Origin of the sequence: Marinilabilia salmonicolor (assembly GCF_003003035.1) — a bacterium.
GTDB classification, from domain to species: domain Bacteria; phylum Bacteroidota; class Bacteroidia; order Bacteroidales; family Marinilabiliaceae; genus Marinilabilia; species Marinilabilia salmonicolor_A.
The window spans coordinates 51,232-72,548 of the sequence record NZ_PVTS01000001.1; the positions used below are offsets into that span (position 1 = coordinate 51,232).

The 21,317-nt window shown below is 43.1% G+C and carries 14 protein-coding genes; 8 read left to right on the plus strand and 6 right to left on the minus strand.

Annotation, left to right across the window (positions count from 1 at the left end):
- Positions 1–208: 208 nt before the first annotated feature.
- Both BY457_RS00190 and BY457_RS00195 read left to right on the plus strand, forming a co-directional pair.
- Positions 209–1,048: a hypothetical protein gene (locus BY457_RS00190; RefSeq protein ID WP_106151330.1), complete on the plus strand. Its 840-nt coding sequence runs from the start codon at positions 209–211 to the stop codon at positions 1,046–1,048.
- A 139-nt stretch (positions 1,049–1,187) separates the two neighbouring features.
- Positions 1,188–4,316, plus strand: coding sequence for an ATP-binding cassette domain-containing protein (locus BY457_RS00195; RefSeq protein WP_106151614.1), 3,129 nt, complete (start codon positions 1,188–1,190; stop codon positions 4,314–4,316).
- Positions 4,317–4,595: 279 nt separating this feature from the next.
- Here the strand turns inward: BY457_RS00195 and BY457_RS00200 are convergent, their stop codons facing one another.
- On the minus strand, positions 4,596–4,787 hold the full coding sequence (locus tag BY457_RS00200; RefSeq protein ID WP_010663389.1) for a cold-shock protein: 192 nt from the start codon (positions 4,785–4,787) through the stop codon (positions 4,596–4,598).
- Positions 4,788–5,037: 250 nt separating this feature from the next.
- On the opposite strand from BY457_RS00200, the gene BY457_RS00205 reads away from it, so the two are divergent.
- The 5 genes from BY457_RS00205 to BY457_RS00225 all read left to right on the plus strand — a co-directional run bounded on the left by BY457_RS00205 (position 5,038) and on the right by BY457_RS00225 (position 11,256).
- Positions 5,038–5,898: a sugar phosphate isomerase/epimerase family protein gene (locus tag BY457_RS00205; RefSeq protein WP_106151331.1), complete on the plus strand. Its 861-nt coding sequence runs from the start codon at positions 5,038–5,040 to the stop codon at positions 5,896–5,898.
- A gap of 143 nt (positions 5,899–6,041) precedes the next feature.
- On the plus strand, positions 6,042–8,204 hold the full coding sequence (locus BY457_RS00210; protein ID WP_106151332.1) for a Na-K-Cl cotransporter: 2,163 nt from the start codon (positions 6,042–6,044) through the stop codon (positions 8,202–8,204).
- Between the two features lie 140 nt (positions 8,205–8,344).
- On the plus strand, positions 8,345–8,530 hold the full coding sequence (locus BY457_RS00215) for a hypothetical protein (RefSeq protein WP_106151333.1): 186 nt from the start codon (positions 8,345–8,347) through the stop codon (positions 8,528–8,530).
- 237 nt (positions 8,531–8,767) lie between these two features.
- Positions 8,768–10,066 (plus strand): KamA family radical SAM protein, encoded by a 1,299-nt coding sequence (locus BY457_RS00220; protein ID WP_106151334.1) that lies wholly within the window; start codon positions 8,768–8,770, stop codon positions 10,064–10,066.
- 281 nt (positions 10,067–10,347) lie between these two features.
- Positions 10,348–11,256: a lysylphosphatidylglycerol synthase transmembrane domain-containing protein gene (locus BY457_RS00225; protein ID WP_106151335.1), complete on the plus strand. Its 909-nt coding sequence runs from the start codon at positions 10,348–10,350 to the stop codon at positions 11,254–11,256.
- On the opposite strand, the gene BY457_RS00230 is transcribed toward BY457_RS00225, so the two are convergent.
- Both BY457_RS00230 and BY457_RS00235 read right to left on the minus strand, forming a co-directional pair.
- Entirely contained in the window at positions 11,232–12,614 is a 1,383-nt protein-coding gene (locus BY457_RS00230) for an LPP20 family lipoprotein (RefSeq protein WP_106151336.1), read from the minus strand. The genes BY457_RS00225 and BY457_RS00230 overlap by 25 nt on opposite strands.
- Positions 12,615–12,634: 20 nt before the next feature.
- The gene (locus BY457_RS00235; protein ID WP_106151337.1) at positions 12,635–13,096 is read right to left on the minus strand and encodes a regulatory protein RecX; all 462 of its coding nucleotides are present in this window, start codon (positions 13,094–13,096) and stop codon (positions 12,635–12,637) included.
- A gap of 238 nt (positions 13,097–13,334) precedes the next feature.
- Here BY457_RS00235 and BY457_RS00240 point away from each other — a divergent pair, with 238 nt between their 5' ends.
- Entirely contained in the window at positions 13,335–14,405 is a 1,071-nt protein-coding gene (locus tag BY457_RS00240) for an acyloxyacyl hydrolase (protein WP_106151338.1), read from the plus strand.
- On the opposite strand, the gene metF is transcribed toward BY457_RS00240, so the two are convergent.
- The 3 genes from metF to metH form a co-directional block, all read right to left on the minus strand.
- Positions 14,402–15,358 carry a methylenetetrahydrofolate reductase [NAD(P)H] gene (metF, locus tag BY457_RS00245; RefSeq protein WP_106151339.1) on the minus strand — a complete coding sequence of 319 codons (957 nt, stop codon included), beginning with the start codon at positions 15,356–15,358 and terminating at the stop codon, positions 14,402–14,404. The two genes, BY457_RS00240 and metF, sit on opposite strands and share 4 nt — an antisense overlap.
- Before the next feature lie 452 nt (positions 15,359–15,810).
- A complete protein-coding gene (locus BY457_RS00255; protein ID WP_106151340.1) occupies positions 15,811–17,310 on the minus strand; it encodes an Eco57I restriction-modification methylase domain-containing protein in 1,500 nt (499 codons plus the stop codon).
- Between the two features lie 23 nt (positions 17,311–17,333).
- Positions 17,334–21,071, minus strand: coding sequence for a methionine synthase (metH, locus tag BY457_RS00260; RefSeq protein WP_106151341.1), 3,738 nt, complete (start codon positions 21,069–21,071; stop codon positions 17,334–17,336).
- Positions 21,072–21,317 lie beyond the last annotated feature (246 nt).

Below are 21,317 nucleotides of genomic sequence, written 5' to 3' on the forward strand. Positions count from 1 at the left end.
TGTTGTGTGTGAATGACATGCTGTATTTTATGGTTTTGTTTTAGTTCTTGATGAAGCAGGTTGAATAAGATGTGAATGGATAGATTTAACAGATAAAGTGATTCTGTTTAACAAAACGCAAAAAGCTTAATAATTATCTCATCTTAAGCATTCAAAAATCTAACGATGTGTTGTATATTTGTACAAAACAAAAATAAAGCGATTAACTATGAGAAATTTGCTTAGCCAACCATTGATTGCCATTGTTTTGTCTTTAGCACTGGTGTTTTCTGCCTGTCAGTCGGGTCAGAAAAAGGATGATAAAGGAGAAAATAAATCTGTTAGAACTCAGAAAATTGATAAAGAGGAGATTGAGCAGGATGTGCGGGAGTTTGTATATCCGCTTCCCACTTCTTTTGAAGTAACTGAGATGCTCAACAGAATCGGAGCTTCTTACATTCTTACTTTGTCGAACTCTGCCGAGAATGTGGACAAATATCTTACGGAAACAAAACAGGCTCTGAATCTTGGAGTGTATGGTGCCGATTTGAGTTATGCCAGTACCTATAACCAGAAGCAGCAGATTGTAACTTATATGGAAGCATCCAAGAAGTTGATTGATGTTTTAAATATTACCGGTGCACTGCCCACCGACATTCTGGATAAGATTGAGCAGAATGAAGACAATAAGGATGAATTGGTAGAAATTATTACCAATACCTTTTACGATACCTATGAGTTCCTGAATGTTAACCAGCGTGGTTCGGTGAGTATGCTGGTGCTGGCAGGAAGCTGGGTTGAGGCTCTTTACATCACAACCAATATTTCTGAAGATACCTATCAGAATAAGGAGATGGTGAAAATAGTAATGGAGCAGAAATCTTCATTGAATAAGCTTTTGGAGATCATGAAAAAATATGAGTCAGACCCTGCAGTGGCTGCTGTAATTGAGCAGTTGACACCTCTGGCTGAAATCTACAATATGGTGGAAGACAATGCCATTTCTGAAAAGCAAATGAATATGATTATTCAGGAAGTGACCATGGTCAGAAATGATTTTGTGGAATAGTCTGTTCTACTTCCGAAAATAAAAAATGGCCATTCTGAAAAAACGGAATGGCTTTTTTTTGATATCGCCTGTGTCTTTCGGGAATCTCTGGGTTGGCGAAAATTTTTTTGTATCTTCACATGAATAAAGTATGCCTGCAATGGAACAAACAATAAGTGAAGCTCTGCTGGAGTCATTGATGAAGCTTTTTGCGCTGCTTACCGATATTAAAACCGAGAGTAAAACCGGAAGAGCCCGGTTTTTGGTGGAGGATTTTCTGGGGAGGCATTTTAATACCGAGTACGTGCAGCAATATCTGGAGAAATTTGATGAATTTCTGTCCAGATATCATGCACATATAGATAGTGGTAATCAGGAACTTCTTGAAAAGCAGTCGTCGGATAATCAAACGCGGATTCTTAATATTTGCAACCAGATCAACCAGGAACTGGAACAGGAGCCAAAGATTATTTTGTTTGTCCAGTTGCTGGATTTCCTCAAAAAAGAGGATACCATCAGTGAAGAGGAGCATTATTTTGTTGACCTGTTGGCCGAAAATCTGAAAATTGATGCTCAGGATTATGACAACCTGAAAACCTTTATTCTCGAATCCCCTGAAGCCGTTGAAGATAAAGGTTCTTTGTTGTATATCAGCGGAGACAAGGATGCGCCCGATCCCCGGGTTAAAAACATCTACAATCCTAAACAGCAGGTAATTGTCTGGGTGCTGCGCGTGCGAAGTACCAAAACGTTTATTTTCCGGTATTCCGGTTCGCGAAACCTCTACCTCAACGGCCATAAAGTTGAGCAGAACAGAACCTATATTCTTGCCGTTGGAGCCGTGATTAAAACCTCCCGGATGCCTCCGGTTTACTACGGCAGGGTGGCTGAAAAGTTTATCCACCGCATCGACAAAGCCCGTATTATCTACAGGGCAGTGGATGTCTCTTATAAGTTTAACAACAACCAGATTGGGATCCATCGTTTCAGTTTTACCGGACGATCAGGCCAGTTGGTTGGTATTATGGGGGGGAGTGGAACAGGAAAATCCACTTTACTCAATGTGCTCAATGGAAACTATAAACTGAGCAACGGTAAGATTTCCCTGAATGGCTACGACCTTCATGCGGATAAGGAACATCTGGAAGGGGTGATTGGTTATGTGCCACAGGACGATTTATTGAAAGAGGAACTGACTGTTTTTGAGAACCTCTATTTTAATGCCAGACTGTGCTTTAGCGATCAAAGCAGAGAAGAGATTTTGAGGAGGGTGGACAATGCTCTCCAGGATTTTGACCTTGTGGAGGCCCGCGATCTGGTGGTTGGAAATCCGCTTAACAAGATTCTCAGCGGCGGTCAGCGGAAGCGATTGAATATTGCTCTGGAGCTTATTCGTGAACCTTCTGTCCTATTTGTGGATGAGCCTACTTCCGGCCTTTCATCCATGGACTCGGAGAAAGTGATGTCGTTGCTTAAACGGCAGGTCCTGAAGGGAAAACTGGTGATCATCAATATTCATCAGCCATCATCTGATTTATATAAGATGTTGGATAAATTGCTGATGATTGACAAAGGCGGTTACATCATCTTTAACGGCAACCCGATGGATGCCATCGTCTATTTTAAGAAGATGGCCAATTATGTCAATCCGGAAGAACGCGAGTGTTATGTGTGCGGCAATGTGAAGTCGGAGCAGGTGTTGCGCATTGTGGAAGCAAGAATGGTGAACCCCTATGGTAAGCTGATTCGTAAACGGAAGGTAAAACCGGAAGAGTGGTACCGTTACTATCTAGAAAATTTTGAGAGTAAGTTTCAGTGGAAGTCCAAACGAAAAATGGACCGAAAGGAACCATTGCCCGACAACCTCTATAACATTCCTAACCGAAGGCGGCAGTTCTGGATTTATACCCTCCGCGATGGTCTCTCCAAACTTAAGGACCGTCAGTATATGCTCATTAATTTCCTGGAGGTTCCGGTGCTGGCACTTATATTGTCCTTTTTCACCAAGTATCTTGTCGGAACCGGAGGTGATACATCAGCATATGTATTTGCGGGGAATGTAAATATTCCTGCTTACCTGTTTATGGCGGTGGTGGTATCCCTCTTCATTGGTATGAATGTTAGTGCTGAAGAAATAATTAAAGACCGGAAATTGTTGCAGCGGGAGTCATTTTTGAATCTGAGCCGTTTCAGTTTTTTAAACAGTAAGATTCTCATACTTTTTGCGATTTCAGCTCTTCAAACCCTGATGTTTGTGTTGGTCGGTAACAGTATTCTTGAAATACAGGGGCTTACCTGGAGTTACTGGCTGATACTTTTTTCCACGGCTTGTTTTGCCAATATGCTTGGACTGAACATCAGCAGCGGGCTAAACTCGGTGGTTGCCATTTATGTGCTGATACCCCTGATCCTGGTACCCCACCTCCTTTTCAGTGGTGTGATTGTCAATTTCGACAAACTGCATAAATCCATTGCCAATGAGCGATTTGTCCCTCGTATTGGGGATGTGATGGTGTCGAGGTGGTCGTATGAAGCACTGGCGGTAAACCAGTTTAAAAATAACGACTTTGATGCACTGTTTTTTGATGCCGAACAGGAGATGAGCAATAATTCCTACTATGCCACGACTTTGATACCTGAGTTGCTTACAAGTCTGGAGGCAGCTAAATGGTCGGCACGGCGTAATGATGATGAACAACAGATGGTCTATCAGCAGAAGGTTTACATAGCTATTCAGCAATTGCATGAGTCTTTTCCTGACCTGCTGCCTTCAGAAGCGGTTCCTGCTGCAGACGAACCGTGGTCTGAAGAGATTTTGCATCGGGCAGAGAAAGTTTTGGTTGATGCAAGAGACTTTTTTAACCGGGAATATCAACGGTACAGTCGTCAGCGAAATGCAATTATGGAGGACTTAATTGAGGAATATGGAAGTTCGGAAGCCGTACTTGCTTATAAGGAGGATTATCATAACGAGGCGTTGTCGGATGTTGTATTGAACAAGAAGAATGTTGAGCAATTTGTCTTCTCAGATGGTAAAATGGTAAGAAAAAAACATCCGGGATATATGGTGCCTGAAGGTGACTGGGGACGGGCTCATTTCTATGCTCCCTCCAAAAAGCTGGGTAATCTGAATATTTCAACCCCCTGGTTTAATATGTTGGTTGTCTGGATGGGTGTTGGAGTGTTGTATGTAACGCTTTATCTGGATGTATTGCGTCGTGTAATTCGCTACTTCGAGACCTTTAAGCTCCGTCGTCTGAATCGTCGTTTACAGAAACTCGGAACCTGATGAAGTAGGTTGAGGGACAATGAATTATATAGAGTCCGTCTATAAATAAAGCAAAGTTTGTTTTTAGTCCTGTTCCTGATAATAAAGCGTCAAATGCAAGGCGGGCGATGACTGAAAAACAGGAGTTTACTTTTCGTAAATGACTGTTTTTAAGGCAAGCTCAACGCAGCAATTGTCGTTTTTTTGCAGGCGCTATTATATAAAGAAAACGGGCATTCCGGTTAAAGGAACGCCCGTTTTTTTAAGCTTAATGTAATCTGGTGTTGAAATATATATATTCTAAACCAATTTAACATCAACGGCATTGAGGCCCTTACGACCCTCTACGAGTTCGAAAGTAACGTCGTCATCTTCTTTGATTTTGTCGATAAGACCTGAAGCATGAACAAAGTACTCTTTTTCTGACTCATCTTCTTTAATGAATCCGAAACCCTTGGTTTCATTAAAGAATTTTACTTTTCCTGTTTTCATTTTAAAAAAAATTAATTTGTTATTCATTTCATGAGAAGTAAGATACTCATGGGGTTCTTTTACCTCCTTGACTATCAAATTCCTTCATGAGGTTCAATTATGATACAAATAAAAGAACATTCCCGGACTTTTGCACACTTTTTTGGAAGAAAATGTTCATTTTGAATGTTTTTATCTCATTGGTTTTATTATTTTTAACAATGTTTTCTTAATATCGGAAGTAAAAACACACACTTAAAACTATAAAATCATGAAGAAAACAATTATCCCGTTGGTGGTGGTTTTCATCGCAACAACATTTGCTATGTGTACAACCAAAGAAAAAAAAGAAATCGGGCTGCAGCTTTATTCTGTGCGTGATGCAATGAAAGAGGCTCCTGTGGAGACCGTTAAGAGTGTAGGCGAAATGGGCTATACTTTTGTGGAGGCAGCCGGATACGCCGATGGTAAATTTTACGGAATGGAACCGGCCGAATTTCAGTCACTGGTGGAAGAAAGCGGAATGACTTTTCTGAGTTCGCATACAGGGCAGGCAGTTCCCGATTCTTCCAACTGGGAATCGACCATGGCCTGGTGGGATCAATGTATCGACGCGCACGTTGCTGCAGGGGTAAAATACATTGTTCAGCCATGGATGGGTGAGAAAGGCTACAACTCTCTTGCCGGACTAAAGCAATATTGTGATTACTTTAACGAAGTTGGGAAAAAATGTCGTGAGAAGGGGATTGTTTTTGGTTACCACAATCATGACGGAGAGTTTGCGGAACTCGAAGGAGAGACTATTTATGACTTTATGCTGCGGAATACCAATCCAGAAAATGTGTTTTTTCAGTTAGATTTATATTGGATAAAAGAAGGCGGGAAGAATGCGGTGGATTATTTCAATAAATATCCCGGCCGCTTTAAGCACCTCCATGTGAAAGATGAAAAAGAACTGGGAGCAAGTGGGGAGATGGATTTCGAATCTTCTTTTGCCCTGGCTGACAAAGCAGGAGTTGATTATCTGATTGTGGAGGTTGAGAAGTATGATTTTGACCCGCTGGTGAGTGTGGAAAAAAGTCTGGAGTTTTTGGAAAATGCTGAATTTGTACGAAATACATATGCTGATTAATCCGGGATTTTGAAATTTGTTGAGCCGTGACAACCTGTTGTCACGGCTTTTTTTATCTTTGAAAAGGTTTTATCTGTATTTTATTTGTTGGTCGCATCGCAACCAATAATGATACGGGGTCGTTGTTATATTAGATTTGAAAAATGAATAACAAAAAACTTGGGACCTTCGGAGGTGTCTTTACGCCCTCAATCTTGACTATTCTCGGTGTTATTATGTACCTGAGGTTTGGATGGGTGGTTGGCAATGTAGGGCTTATCGGCACTTTACTTATTGTTACCCTCTCCACCGCTATTACTTTTCTTACTTCGTTATCTATTGCATCCATCTCAACCAACACTCAGGTTAAAGCCGGTGGAGCTTATTATATGATCAGCCGTTCGCTGGGGGTGGAAATTGGGGGAGCTCTGGGGATTCCGCTTTATTTGGCACAAACACTTTCTGTAGCTTTATATATTATGGGTTTTGCAGAAAGCCTGGTGGCTATTTTCCCGGCGTTGAATATTAAAGTTGTTGGAATAGTCTCTACGCTGGCTCTTGGCGGATTGGCACTTTTTTCCACCAAAGCGACCATAAAAGCTCAGTATGTCATCCTTTCTGTTATTGCCTTGTCGCTTTTGTCTCTTCTGTTTGGCGGTGCCATTGAGAATTCAAGTATTGAAATGTGGGGAGTTCCTGCAGCTAAGTCGGTCGGCTTTTGGCAGGTTTTTGCGGTATTCTTTCCTGCCGTGACAGGTATAATGGCCGGGGTGAATATGTCGGGCGATTTAAAGAATGCTTCTCGTTCTATTCCAAAGGGGACGTTTTTGGCTGTGGGTACCGGATATTTGATTTATATGGCTCTGCCTATTATCCTTGCTTCACGCGCCGATGCATCAACCCTGGTATCTGATCCGCTTATCATGCGTAGGATTGCTTTATGGGGCGGAGCCATACTCCTGGGTGTTTGGGGCGCTTCGCTTTCCAGCGCAGTAGGCAGTCTGCTCGGAGCACCCCGTGTTCTTCAGGCTCTGACACGCGATAATGTGGTGCCACGGAAATTCTCCTTCCTGGCAAGTGGTTATGGGGAGGAAGGAATACCACGTGGCGGTACCATTGTGACCATTATCATTACCCTTGTTAGTGTTATTCTTGGAGACCTGAATGCCATTGCTCCTGTTCTGACCATGTTTTTTCTGGCTACTTATGGAATTTTGAATGTCACGGCCGGAATTGAACGTTTTTTAAAGAGTCCCTCTTTTCGTCCAAAGTTTAAAGTCCATTGGGGGTTCTCGGTTATTGGTGCCATCGGATGTATTTCTGTAATGTTTTTAATACATGCAGTAGCTACTGTTTTGGCCATAGTGTTTATTGTAGGGGTGTTGGTCTGGCTTCGTCGTCGCCGGTTGAAAACCACCTGGGGGGATGTGCGCAATGGGATGTTGTTGCAAATAGCACGTTTTGTTTTGCTAAAGGTGAAGCCCATGGATGATGCAAAAAGCTGGCGTCCCAATATCCTCGTATTCAGTGGAGCCCCCATGAAGCGCTGGCACCTGATTGATTTTGCAAGCGGGCTGGCTCAGGAAAAAGGGTTGTTTACTGTGGCTACCATCCTTCCTGAAGAGAAAGTTGCACAGGATAAGATTTATCAATATGAAAAACAGATTCGTGACTATTTGTTTGATAAAAATATTCGGTCGCTTGTTCGTGTTGTCAGAGCTCGGGATCCGTTCTCCGGAGCCCGGTATCTGAGCAATGCTTACGGTCTTGGCCCATTGGTGCCTAATACCATATTGCTGGGAGACACCACTGATGTATCCCATCATGAAAGTTATGCAGGTATGATTACCCACTTCTATCAGTCACGCAAGAACGTGATTATTCTTAAGGATGATCAGCCTCTTCAAAGTCGCAATAAAATCAACGTGGATTTGTGGTGGGGAGGCTTGCAGGGTAATGGTGGTCTGATGATGGTGTTGGCATATATGATGCAGAACAGTCCGCATTGGCAACAGGTGTCGGTAACCATTAAGATGGTGGTTTCTTCGGAAAAGGCTGCTGCAGAGGCCCGTAAAAATATTGATAACCTGCTTGCCTCCATTCGTGTAGAGTTCAGACGAAAAATACTAGTAAGTGAAAAGGGTGATTTTTTTAAAACTTTGTCCGTAGATTCTCAAGATGCAGATCTGGTACTCTGCGGGTTAAAAAAACCGGATAATGAATTTGCCGAATATTTTGAGGACTTAAAACAAAAAACTGCCACTATTCCAAGAAAGTTGTTTGTGGTTGCCTCTCACGATATCGCTTTTAAAGAGATTTTGAGCTAGTGTAAAGAACCTTTATTTATTGAATTATAATTTTTGAAAATATTTTTGTTTTTTCAAGGCAAGATTTACAGCATAGTGAACTACGGTGAAAAAGCTTAACGCAGAAAAATAAAATAAAACAAAAATTAGTTTGGGAAATTATGGGTGTTTACACTATCGGAGAAACTTTGCCGGAGAGAGAAAAATCCGGAAGGCCTGCTGTCAGATTGATAGCAGGCTTTTTTGTTTTGTATCAGATTGATGTAGTTCGTGAGGTTTTTCAAAGAATCAAAAAGAATGAAACTGAAAGTGGAATTCTTTTTGATTCTTTATTGGATTTGGCGTAACTGTCTGTATGCCAGTATTGGTGCGGGTTTTGATTTGCCGATTTCTCTTTTTATTTGTATATTTGCAGTAAATTATGGATAGTCCCCGCCCGTTGAGAATTTCTGCTTCAGTTGGCTTTTTGCCTCTTGTATTTTAGATGAAAATAGTTTGGCAACCGAAGCATGTCTTGTTTTTCTGAAAGATGTGTTGGTGGTTCGAAAGATTAGTGTTTAAAAAAATAAAAACTTTGGATGCCTATGAAATACCAGATCTATTCATTGCATAATTATCGAAAGATTCCTCAAATCGATAAGTTTAGTGAACAGGATTTGAAAAATATCGATGTTGTTGGTCATGTTTTACCCTTTAAAACCAACAATTATGTTGTTGATGAACTCATCGACTGGGATAATTTTCACGAAGATCCCATATTTATTTTAAATTTTCCTCAAAGGGGAATGTTACAGCCTGAAGATTTTAAGTCCATGGCTTCAGTTTTGGAACGAGAGACGGATAAGGTTGAGTTGAAAAAAGCTGCCAATGTCATCCGTCATAAAATGAATCCTCATCCTGCCGGACAGGCACATAACGTTCCGGAATTAAACGGACAAAAGCTTCCCGGTATTCAGCATAAGTATGATGAAACCATGCTGTTTTTTCCGACTCAGGGACAGACATGCCACGCCTACTGTACCTTTTGCTTTCGCTGGCCCCAGTTTACAGGTATGGATGACCTGAAATTTGCAATGAATCAGATCGATTATGTGATTGCCTACCTTAAGGCGCATCCTGAAATTACTGATATTCTTTTCACGGGAGGTGATCCAATGGTTATGAAGGCTTCCATTTTGGATGCATATATCACCAAATTACTGGATGCTGATTTGCCCAATCTGCAAACCATCAGAATTGGAAGTAAGTCTCTTTCTTTTTGGCCTTACAGATACCTTACCGATAGTGATGCTGATGATGTACTTCGGGTGTTTGAAAAAGTTACCAAAGCCGGGAAGTCACTGGCCTTTATGGCGCACTTCAATCATTACCGTGAACTGGAGACTCCCGCATTGGAAAAAGCTGTGGCCAGAATCCGTGCTACCGGGGCTCAGATCCGCACCCAGTCCCCCCTGCTGAATCACATCAATGCCGACAGTGATGTGTGGAGTACTATGTGGCGAAAGCAGGTGAAGCTTGGCATGATTCCTTACTATATGTTTATCGCCAGAGATACGGGTGCTCAGGAATATTTTGGTGTGTCGCTGACAAAAGCCTGGGAGATTTTCCGGGGCGCTTATACCAAAGTCAGCGGAATTTCGCGAACTGTGAGGGGACCAAGCATGTCCTGCACCCCCGGAAAGGTTCGTATTGTGGGTGTGAGTGAAATCAAAGGAGAAAAAGTTTTTGTTTGTGAATTCATTCAGGGACGAAACAGCGACTGGGTAGGTCAGCCTTTCTTTGCAAAGTATGATCCCCGTGCCTTATGGATGGATGATCTTAAGCCAGCCTTCGGTCAGGAGGAGTTCTTTTTTGAGGAAGATCTCGCCCGGATGATGCTCTAAAACCATAAATAACATATTTAACCTGCATCAATGGCTTGTTGATGCGGGTTTTTTTATGTTTTGTTGTATTTTTGGCTTTTCTTAGTGACTGTCCATAAACTAAGCAAATTCTGTTTTTAGAGCTGTTTCTGGTCAGAAAGTGCCAATTGCTAGGCTTGCGAAGCCGTCACAAACGGAGTTTACTAATCGTAAATGAGTATTTTGGAGGTAAGCGTAACGACGCAAGTGGTACTTTATGGACAGAAACTTCTTAGAGTTAACGAAAGGCGACCTGCCCGAATATGAAAAAAGAGAAGAAGTCCATAAAGTATTTAAAGCTTGCTGCAAAAATTACATTGAGTGCTGCTATTTTGTGGTATATCTCCACTAAAATTGATCTGACTCAGATTGGTTCTGCCATGCGACGGGCCAAACCGGAGTGGTTGGTTGCAGCATTGTTGATATATACTTTTTCTCAGGTTGCAGCATCCTTCCGATTGAACACCTTATTTCGATTAATCCCGATTCGTATTTCACAGATTTCCAACCTTAAACTATACTGGCTGGGGCTTTTTTACAATCTTTTTCTTCCCGGAGGGGTAGGAGGTGATGGGTTTAAAGTCTATATACTGAACCACTATCTGAAAGTTCCCGTGAAACGCTCATTGGGGGCCATCTTTGCTGACCGTTTATCGGGGTTAACCATTATTGTGACTTTTTTGCTGGTTCTGGTTCATTTTATCGATTATAATATACCCTTTAAAACGTTGTTTTTAGTGGCCATCCCCATCCCTCTTCTGGTTCTTTATTTGTTGATGAGGTTGGTTTTGCCTTTATTCATTAAAGCTTTTGCAGCAATCAGTTTGTGGTCGGTGCTGGTTCAGGGAATTCAAATGCTTGCTGCTGTAGGGATTTTATATGCTTTGGGGGTTGAGGATTCAGCCAACTATGACGATTACTTGTTTCTTTTCTTTTTGTCGGCCATTATGGCCTCAGTGCCGGTAACTCTTGGGGGCATCGGTGCCCGGGAGTTTACTTTCCTGATGGGGGCCGAATATCTTCATCTGCAACAGGATCTGGCTGTGGCTCTCAGTTTGTTGTTTTTTCTGGTGTCGGCAATTTCAGCACTTCCGGGAATCTGGTATTCTGTTTTCCCCCGAAGAGTGTTGAATCATTTTAGCGAAGATCAGAAATTCAATGCTTCCAATTGAGGATAGATCTCTTTTTGAAATTCCTCCATCAATTTATTTTCGGCTTCCTCAAGTGCATAATTGTAGTTCCCCGGCCGCATTCCTTTGATTCCGGAGATGGTGTTACTGTATATTTCTGTTTGCGATTTGGCAGACGAAACAGAAAAATGAAGGTCTGCAAAAACAAGGTAAACCTCATAGCCGTCTCCTTTTTTGATTTCTCCTTTTCTGAAGTTGATATTCGCTACCAGAAGGTAGCCGGCTTCCTCTGCAGATGATGTGAAATTAAAAAAAGTTTCGTTGAGCTGTGCTTTGAGCCGGTTTGAGAATATTTCCGAGGCAGAGGGGGTTCCGAAAACCATTTCATTGGCATTAAAAGTGGCTTTGGTTTTTTGAAGTTCAATGTTGAATGTGAAACGTGGAACGGTCTCGGCAGGCAGAAAAAAGGCTACCAGCGGACTTTTAATATTTTCTTTTTGCAGCAGTGCAGTGTGGTCAAATTCCACGGTTACCTGCTGTTTTTTTCTGGATGATTCAAGCTTTTGAATATAACTGGAAGCTTCTCCACCACGGTCGGTTGTTATTTTTTCTTGCAGAATTCCGCTGCCTTCCGTGAACCCAAAGTTCAACGGGAAGTTGTGAATAGGAATCTTTCTTCCATTGTTTGTGAAGTAGGTAACTTTGGCTTTTAGAGGCCGCTCCATGCTCTTGGAGAATGAAATGCTGTAGTCAGGATTTTCAGAGGTGATGACAATTCTTCCAAATAAGTCTCTCAAATCCTGCATGATATCGGTGCCAAAATTGAGGTTCCCGTCGATGCTCCGGTAAGATAAGTCGTCGCTTATGTGGTTTTCGAGCGACTCGATGGCTTTGAAATAAGCAGCCAGCGATGCTGTAATTTCCTGCTGTTCTCTGAGTCGGCGACCTTCCAGAAGATAAGAGGCAGCTCGTTTTTTTGCCATATTCAGGTCCAGCTCTTTTCTTCTTTTAAATTCGTTTTTGTTTAATCGCATCAACACCCAGTATTCCCGTTTGTTTTCCCAGGTTTGTACCTCATAGCCGGACAGGCTTTCTTCTGCTGAGGTGCTTATTTCTGATTCGAAAGTTTCCCGAAAATGATAGTTGTCTTCAAACTGCCGCAGCAGAGAGTTGGCCGAAACATTTACTTCAATTTCGGAAGTCATTTCCCGGAGGGCTTCTGCACGTGCTTTTTTTGCATAATCGAGGCCTGTATGCCCGTTTTTGTAGGTCATGCCAATGCCGATGTAGTATTCTTTCTCAGAAGGACGCTTTTTTACCCATTTGGGCTTGGCAGCCTGGGAGGCGGATGCTGTTAAGAGGAAAAGAATCAGAGAAATGAGCAGTGCTTTACGGGCCATGACTGTATGTTTTGGTTTTTTTATTTCTTTAACAATAATTGTTCCACAAGAGGCATGATTTCTTCATATTCATATCCCTTTGATACAGCATTGCGAATAACAGCGGCTTTTTGCTTGAGGGGTTCTTTGTTTTTTACCTGTCTGATTTTTTCCCGGATAACCTCCTGAAGCTTTTCATTGTATTCATCCGGATCAATCTGATCCAATGCCAGATTGATGGTTTCCCTGTCAATTCCTTTTTGTTTGAGTTGCCACATTATTTTCCTGCGTCCCCATTTGTTGAAACGAAATTTGTCGCGCACATAAAAGGAGGTAAAGCGCTCTTCATCGATGAATTTTTCTTCTACCAGTTTTTGAATTATCTTTTCGGTGTCAGAGTCGGAAAGGTCCCATTTTTCCAGTTTTTTTTGGATGTCGGAGCGGCAATACTCCTGCCGGGAGCAAAGAGATGATGCTTTATGTAGTGCTTTTTTGTAATCCATTGGCTTGTATCCTTTGTTTAGATAATCAGTATTACCCAAATTCAGCCAGAGTTGTTCAAAGAAAAATGTTAACCCCGGGAGGAATTTAAATACTAAAGTAATGTTTTTTTGAGAGCTTCCTCACGGAGACCGGGTGTAACTTGAAAAGCTATATATTGCTGAAAAATCAGGGAGTCCGGACTTTTTTTGGGTGAAAGGTTGATTGATTGTTGAATGTGGCAAAGGTTGGTTATTAGGTATGGTAAAGTACATTGGAATCATCTGTTTTTTGTTATTGTTCTGGCAGAGTTCAGCGGGTCAGCAGGCAGACGAGCGGAATTCGATTCGCTATATGTCAGGGGCTTTGCATGCCGGTCAATTACAGATCCATTCCTCGAAAATTGAACATTTCAGGGGTGTCATGCCTGTCGGTTTTGGGTTGGATTTTTCCTGGAAGTTTACCTCTTCCGGCGCTTATGAGTTGTGTCGATGCTATCCATTGTTAGGCGTTTCACTCAATTACTGGGATTTTGGTCATGATGCCCTGGGAAGTGCTGTTTCAGCCCTTTTTTATGTAGAGCCGGTTCTTTTCTCTCCCTGGGGAGCTGACCTTTCTCTCAAGACAGGTTTGGGAGTTAGTTATATGGACAACCCACATGATGAGGAGACCAATCCTGAAAATATTGTTTACAGTACACCTGTCGCTTTCCCGTTGATGGCCGGTCTTTCGCTGGACTATCCTGTGGCTGATCGTTGGGCGGTTCGGTTATCTGCCATGTTTCAGCATATCTCAAATGGAGGCGTGAATCAGCCCAATCTGGGAATTAATTACACCACTCTTGGTTTTGGGGTTTCCTATAAAATCGATGATGAGCGTATCCCCTTTCATCCGGAGTTAGATTCGTTTGATGCCTCAGTGGGTGAGAGAGGGTTCAGGTATAGATTTATTGCAGGACTGAAAGAGCCTGAGGGGATTGAAGATAAAGCTTCTGTTCTGGGGCTGATGGCAGAATATCATGATCAGTTTGCCCGTATTAACGGATGGTCGGCGGGTGTTATGGGGGAGCTGGACACCAGCCGTCCGGGTTCTTTATCTTTTAAAAAGGGGAGGTTAAGTGCTGTTGCCGGACATCACTTTATTCTGGGCCGTTTCGATTTTGGGCAGATTGCGGGAGTCTATTTGCTGCGCGGGCATTCAACTCACTCCCCCTGGTTTCAGTATTATACTCTCGACTATGGATTGAGTGACCTTATGGAAGTGGGAGTGGGGCTGAAAGCACATGGGAAAGTGGCCGAATATCTTGGCGTTCGTCTTTCCTTTAGTTTTTAATAGATTTTTTTGGCAATATCGTACACGCAATTGGTGGCCATCATCGTGTAAAAGTGAATGAGGTTGAAGCCATGATTCATTAATTCTTTGGCCTGGTGGGCCGCCCATTCAGTACCCACTTTGGCGACCTCTGCATTGCTGGTGCATTTTTGAAGTTCAGTTGTAAGTGCTTCCGGAAATTCAGTTTTGAAAATATCCGGCAATACTTTTATCTGACTTAGGTAATTGATGGGCTTTAATCCGGGTACTATGGGAATGGTAATGCCTGCTTCACGGCATTTTTTGACAAAATCAAAGAATTTTGAATTGTCAAAAAACATTTGGGTTATGATGTATTCTGCTCCGGCATCTGCTTTTTGTTTGAGCCTTAAAATGTCTTCCTCCAGGCTGGCAGCTTCTTCATGTTTCTCCGGGTATCCTGCCACGCCATAGCTAAAGGGGGTTTCGAAGGGCTCCATGAAAGTGCCGTCCAGGAACTGCCCTTTGTTGAGATTATTGACCTGATGGATCAAATCAATGGCATATTTGTTTCCGGGTTCATCGGGCTTAACAAAGTTGTGCCTGTCTGAGTTATCGCCCCTCAGCAGTAACAAATCATGAATGCCCAGAAAATTCAGATCGATCAGGGCATACTCTGTTTCACTTTGGGTAAAACCACTGCAAATCATGTGAGGAACAACAGGAATTTTGTATTGATGTTGAATAGAGGCAGCTACAGCAACTGTTCCGGGTCTTTTTCGGTAAACGTGGGGAATGTTGACCCCATCGGCGTTTGGTTTGTAAACTACTTCATCGCGGTGTGAGGTAATGTTGATGTATAGGGGGTTGAACTCTTTGAGTTTATCAATGGTGTTAAATACTTTGCTGATGCTGTTCCCTTTGAGCGGGGGAAGCAATTCAAACGAGAATGAGGGCGTATTGCTATTTCTGATTAACTCTGCAACTGTTGACATAATTTCAGGTTTTAGGGATGCAAAATTAAAATTATAATCCCAAAAAGGGAATTTTGCTTACTATTTGATGATTATTTAGCCCGTCCATGAACTAAGCAAAATTTGGTTCTGGTCATGTGTTTGTTAAGAAAGTGCCAGTTACAAGGCTTGCGACCGCGTGCCGCCTAAAGCTTTAGCGGTGGCGCAAGCCCTAAATCACGCAGTTTACTTGAGTAAATGAGTAATTTTCGGGCAAGCGCAACGCAGTAAATGGTACTTTATGGACAAACACTATTTAGCCTGAATAATTCATAAATAATTTATTACGATGATTAACCAACTGCGAAATATGAACGTCCTCTATAAAATCGATTTGAAAATAGTTCACTATTTCCTTCATCAATTTCATCTGCGGTTGTCCATATTTCTTGCTGTTTGACCATCTCATCACAAAAATTCATGAATTAATCAGGTTAGATGAATTCAATTAGTTTCTTAATTTTCCCTGGCTGGGCCCAGTTCATGGTACCTTCCATTCTATGCGAAAGCAGAATTTTCTCCACCACCGGATTTTGCAGTTTTTTTAGGATGCTTTTTGCTTCATTTTGTGAGTAACACGGGATAAATGCCTGTAATGCCTGATTGGCCTGCCATTTGCCTTCGAAAATCTGTGGAGAAAATTTCTTTCGACCGTAGGCTTCCCATACAATTTTGTACGGAGCATAGTTATACGGCCCCACTCCAAGGAGTGCCCACCAAATTCCTTTATTAATCCAACTCCTGATGAGTGTGCCTTTGCGTGCCTTGAGAAGGTCTGCTGCGCTACACAGGTAATTGTTAAGTTGTGGCCAGCGTTTAATCTCCGCTGCTGAAAGAGGACGTCCATCTTTTGTATATGGAAGCAATACCCATAAGGTTGGGTTTTTCTCGTTTCTAAAATTGGCTGCCGTTAAAAGTGGGAATATAAATGCTGATGGTAGCTCTGTTGTATTGTTGAGCAGATAAGTCTCTTCATCCAGTTTGCTACACTCATTAAAGAAAAAAAGTTTGTTGGCGCCGCAGGTGTTAAGGCCTTGTCTGGGTTGATTTTTTTTGTTTAAAGGTATTTTGCTAAACGAATTTAGTAGGGAGTTGTTGAGATCCTCGAAAATGCTGAATCCGGCTGAAAGGGAGGTTAGTGGTGCTGCATACAATAGTTCCCATGTTTGATTCTTCAAAACTTTGTAGCGGATGGGAAATTCAGGTTGCCTGTTTCGCTGAAAATGAACAAGCCCGTAGCGGGTGGCTATTTTATTGAAAACATCTTCTTTGTTGAAATCAAATATCTCCATGGGAGCAAAGGGTGCTTCTGCTGAGATGTAATTGCGAAAAGCTTCGTGTGCTCCATCGTTGAGAAGCAATGACAAGGGCATGAAGAAGTATGCATCGCCCCCGGGGATAAGGAAATCCCGGATCGTTGCTTTTATGATTAGAGCAGCAATGTCGATTCGGGAATGTCCAAGCAACAGCTTTCGTTTGTTTCCTGTTAGCTGGTATTTCTCGAAGTGCGGTTTGATTTTCTTTTTGTAAGCCTCCGGGAGGTCGTTGAAATTTTGCCAGGGAGGGTTACCAAAAATAATGTCGAAAGGTTCACATGGCAATTCCAGTATGTCCAGATTGCTGAAATTTTTGGACATATCTGTGTTGAATTCATCCTGAAAGAACTGAAGCGCCTTTTGATAGTAGTCCGTGTTTAGCTCGTTGCCAAACAGGTTTAGAATTGGGAGTTCCTTTGGTTTAAAGCCTTTTTCAACCCCATGCTGAACCAGGGTAATCAGCAGATTGCCCTGGCCCATGGTGGGATCAAAAACAGTAGATCCGTTCATCCATCTTTCAAAGATGCCAAACTGCTCAATGGCAAAACGCCCCCAGCGAAAGGGGGTGAAAACATCCCCGATCTTTATTTTGGTGGTGTTGCAACTGTCAGTTTTCATGATCCCGGATAAAGCATTTGGGGCTATTTATCTGCCAGGTTGGTGGGGATCCATTTTTCCAGTTCTTCAGGTGTCATTCCTTTTCTGTCGGCCACATCAGCAACCTGGTCCGACTTGATTTTTCCCACGCCAAAATAGATTGCGTCGGGGTGAGCCAGATATAATCCGCTGACAGAGGCATTGGGGTACATACTGAAGTGTTCAGTGAGTGTAATTCCTGCATTTTTCTCTACTTCCATGAGGTCGAAGAGTAAGCGTTTTTCACTGTGGTCGGGGCAGGCAGGGTAGCCCAGGGCCGGCCGGATTCCCCGGTAACGTTCGCGTACAAGGTCATCGTAGTTAAAGGCTTCATCGGGGTTGTAGCCCCAGAATTCTTTTCTTACTCTGAAGTGCATCAACTCTGCAAAGGCTTCGGCCAGCCGGTCTGCCAGAGATTTCAAAAGGATGGCGTTGTAATCGTCGTGTTTTGCTTCAAACTCGCTGATCCATTTTTCTATTCCCTCACCTGCACTCACGGCAAATCCACCAATGTAATCGTTGATGCCTGAATCTTTAGGTGCAATAAAATCTGCCAATGAGTAATAAATTTCTTTACCCTGTTTTTTTTGTTGCTCCCGCAGAAAATGGAAAGTGGTTTGAATCTCTGAGCGATCTTCTCCGGTATAGACTTCCACATCATCTCCCACGCTGTTGGCGGGAAATAACCCGATTATTCCGTTTGCCCGGAGCATTTTTTCCTCTTTTATTTTCTGCAACATCTGCTGGGCATCTTTCCACAGTTTCAATGCTTCGGAGGCTTTCTCCTTTGCCATGTCGGAGGTGAAGTTGTCCAGCCATTGTAGCTTCGATTCTTCGTCGCTTACATTTTCTATCCCTCTGTAATTCCCGGTAAGTCTCCAGGCATGGAAAAAGAATGTCCAGTCGATGAACGGAACAATCTCCTCTACCGGATAATCCGTAAAGGTCTTTATCCCTGTGAAATTGGGCTTTTTGACAGGGGCATCCTGCCAGTTGGTTTGCCACTTTTTCTCCCGGGCTTCGCTTATGGGGAGATATTCCTTGGCCTTTTTGTTTTTATTGGCTTCCCTCAGTTTTTGGTATTCTTCGCCGGTTTGTTTGTTAAAACGCTCATGTTCTTTTGGTGAAAGCAATGCTCCCACCACCTGGGCGCTCATGGAGGCATCCTTCACATATACAACCGGTCCGGAGTAAAAGGGATCAATTTTTACGGCAGTATGTACTTTCGAGGTTGTTGCACCACCAATGAGCAGTGGTTGTTTCATTCCCCTAAGTTCCATCTCCCGGGCCACATTGCTCATCTCTTCCAAAGACGGGGTTATCAAACCGCTCAGGCCTACAATGTCTGCCTCCTGTTTTACGGCTTCACTAAGAATCTTTTCGGCAGGAACCATGACCCCAAGATCTACCACATCATAGTTGTTGCATGCCAGGATAACTCCTACAATATTTTTCCCAATATCGTGTACGTCTCCTTTTACCGTGGCCATCAGGATTTTTCCTTTTTTTGTATTGGCGTTGCCCGACGCTCTTTTTTCTTCTTCGATGAATGGCTCCAGCCAGGCTACGGCTTTTTTCATGACCCGTGCTGTTTTTACGACCTGGGGCAGGAACATTTTTCCTGATCCAAACAAATCTCCCACAATGTTCATCCCATCCATCAGCGGTTGCTCTATGATGTCGAGGGCAAACTCATATTTTTCTCTGGCTTCCACCAGGTCTTCTTCCAGAAAGTCTGGAATTCCTTTGATGAGGCAGTGATGCAGCCGTTCCTCCAGTGGCTTGTCGCGCCAGCTGTCTTTTTTTACAGCGGTACCGGCTTCTTTTTGGTCTTTTATCTCTTCTGCCTTGTCAATCAAACGTTCGGTGGCATCAGGGCGTCGGTTGAGTACCACATCTTCGACCAGTTCCAGCAGGTCGGCGGGTATTTCGTCATAAATCTGGAGCATTCCGGGATTTACGATGCCCATATCCATTCCGGCTTGTATGGCGTGGTAGAGGAATACGGCATGCATGGCTTCCCTGACCTGATTGTTCCCACGGAATGAAAAGGAAAGGTTGCTGACCCCGCCACTCACCTTTGCGTGGGGTAGATTTTCCTTGATCCATTTGGTGACATTGATGTAGTCTATCGCATAATTGTTGTGCTCCTCAATCCCGGTTCCAATGGCCAGAATATTAGGATCAAAAATGATGTCCTGCGGAGGGAATCCGACTTTAGCAGTCAACAGGTTGTAGGCGCGCTGGCAGATTTCTTTTCGTCGTTCAAGGGTATCGGCCTGACCTTTCTCGTCAAAGGCCATTACTACCACTGCTGCTCCATACTCCTTGATGGCACTGGCCTGCTTTACAAATATTTCTTCCCCTTCTTTAAGGCTGATGGAGTTGACAATAGATTTTCCCTGGAGGCATTTTAATCCTGCTTCAAGTACTTCCCACTTTGAGGAATCCACCATGACGGGAAGGGCTGCGATGTCCGGTTCTGCAGCCATAAGGTTGAGAAAGGTGACCATCTCTTTTTTTGCGTCAAGCATGGCATCGTCCATGTTGACATCAATAATCTGGGCTCCTCCTTCAACCTGATCCTGGGCAACGGATAGTGCTTCTTCGTATTTTTCTTCCCTTATGAGACGTGCAAATTTTTTGGATCCTGCCACATTGGTCCGTTCACCAATGTTTACAAAATTGGTGGTTTGATCCATGATGAGAGGGTTGAGCCCACTCAGTTTCGTTTTTACATCCGGGGTAGAGGGAACATGTGGCTTGGCATCTTTGATGTATTCCGCAAAAGCCTTGATGTGTTCCGGAGTGGTTCCGCAACAACCGCCCACAATGTTTACCAGTCCCTGATTCAGGTATTGGAAAATTTTCGGAGCCATTTCCTGAGGTGTCTCGTCGTACTCGCCGAATTGATTGGGCAGTCCGGCATTTGGATAGGCACTGATGAAATGTGGCGTTTTCTCACCTAAAGTTTTTACATAGGAACGAAGATCTTCTGCTCCGAATGAACAGTTGAGACCGATAGAAAAGAGCGGGAAGTGTGAGATGGAGATCAGGAAGGCTTCGAGCGTCTGCCCCGAAAGTGTTCGTCCGCTGGCATCGGCAACGGTTACAGATACCATTACCGGAAAGTCATTGAGTCCCCGTTTTTTCAGTACTTCTCCGATTCCAAACAATGCAGCTTTGGCATTGAGGGTGTCAAAAATGGTTTCCAATAATAGGATATCGGCACCGCCATCAAGCAAACCTTCGGCCTGTTCGGCATAAACCGAGGCCAGATCGTCAAAGGTTACAGCTCTGTATCCGGGATTGTTAACATCCGGACTCAGCGATGCAGTTTTATTGGTAGGTCCCATGGAACCCGCTACAAAACGAGGCTTTTCGGGAGTCGAATACTTTGCCGCCGCTTTGGATGCCAGAAGAGCGGACTGTTTGTTGAGCTCGTAAACGTAATCCTCCAGTGCATAATCCGATTGCGATATTCGGGTGGAGTTGAAGGTATTGGTCTCTATGATATCGGCTCCGGCTTCCAGATATTTCTCGTGTATGGTTGTGATAATATCGGGTCGGGTCAGTGACAGCAAATCGTTGTTTCCACGCTGTGAGTGCGTATGATTTTTTAACTCTTCTCCTCTGAAATCTTCTTCAGTAAGTTTGTATTGCTGAATAAGACTACCCATCGCTCCGTCAAGAAGCAGAACCCGGTTCTTGACAAGGTCTTTTAATAATGCTGTTTTGCTCATAATATTTCAAATGCAACCACGCCACAGGCAACGGACTTTTTTTCAGCTTGAAGCAGCATGATAAGCCTGTCGCGGGTAATTAATGATTTGTTTTGCCATAAATCAATCCTTCCAAAAGTGTAGCGGATTGAAATACAAAGGTAAGTAAATATCTGGGTTTCGCACAGAAGCTGGCGGTGCGGCGCTTGGAAGTGAGTTGAAGAGGGTGTTTACAGGGTTCCGCACCGGGAAGAATAAATGAACATT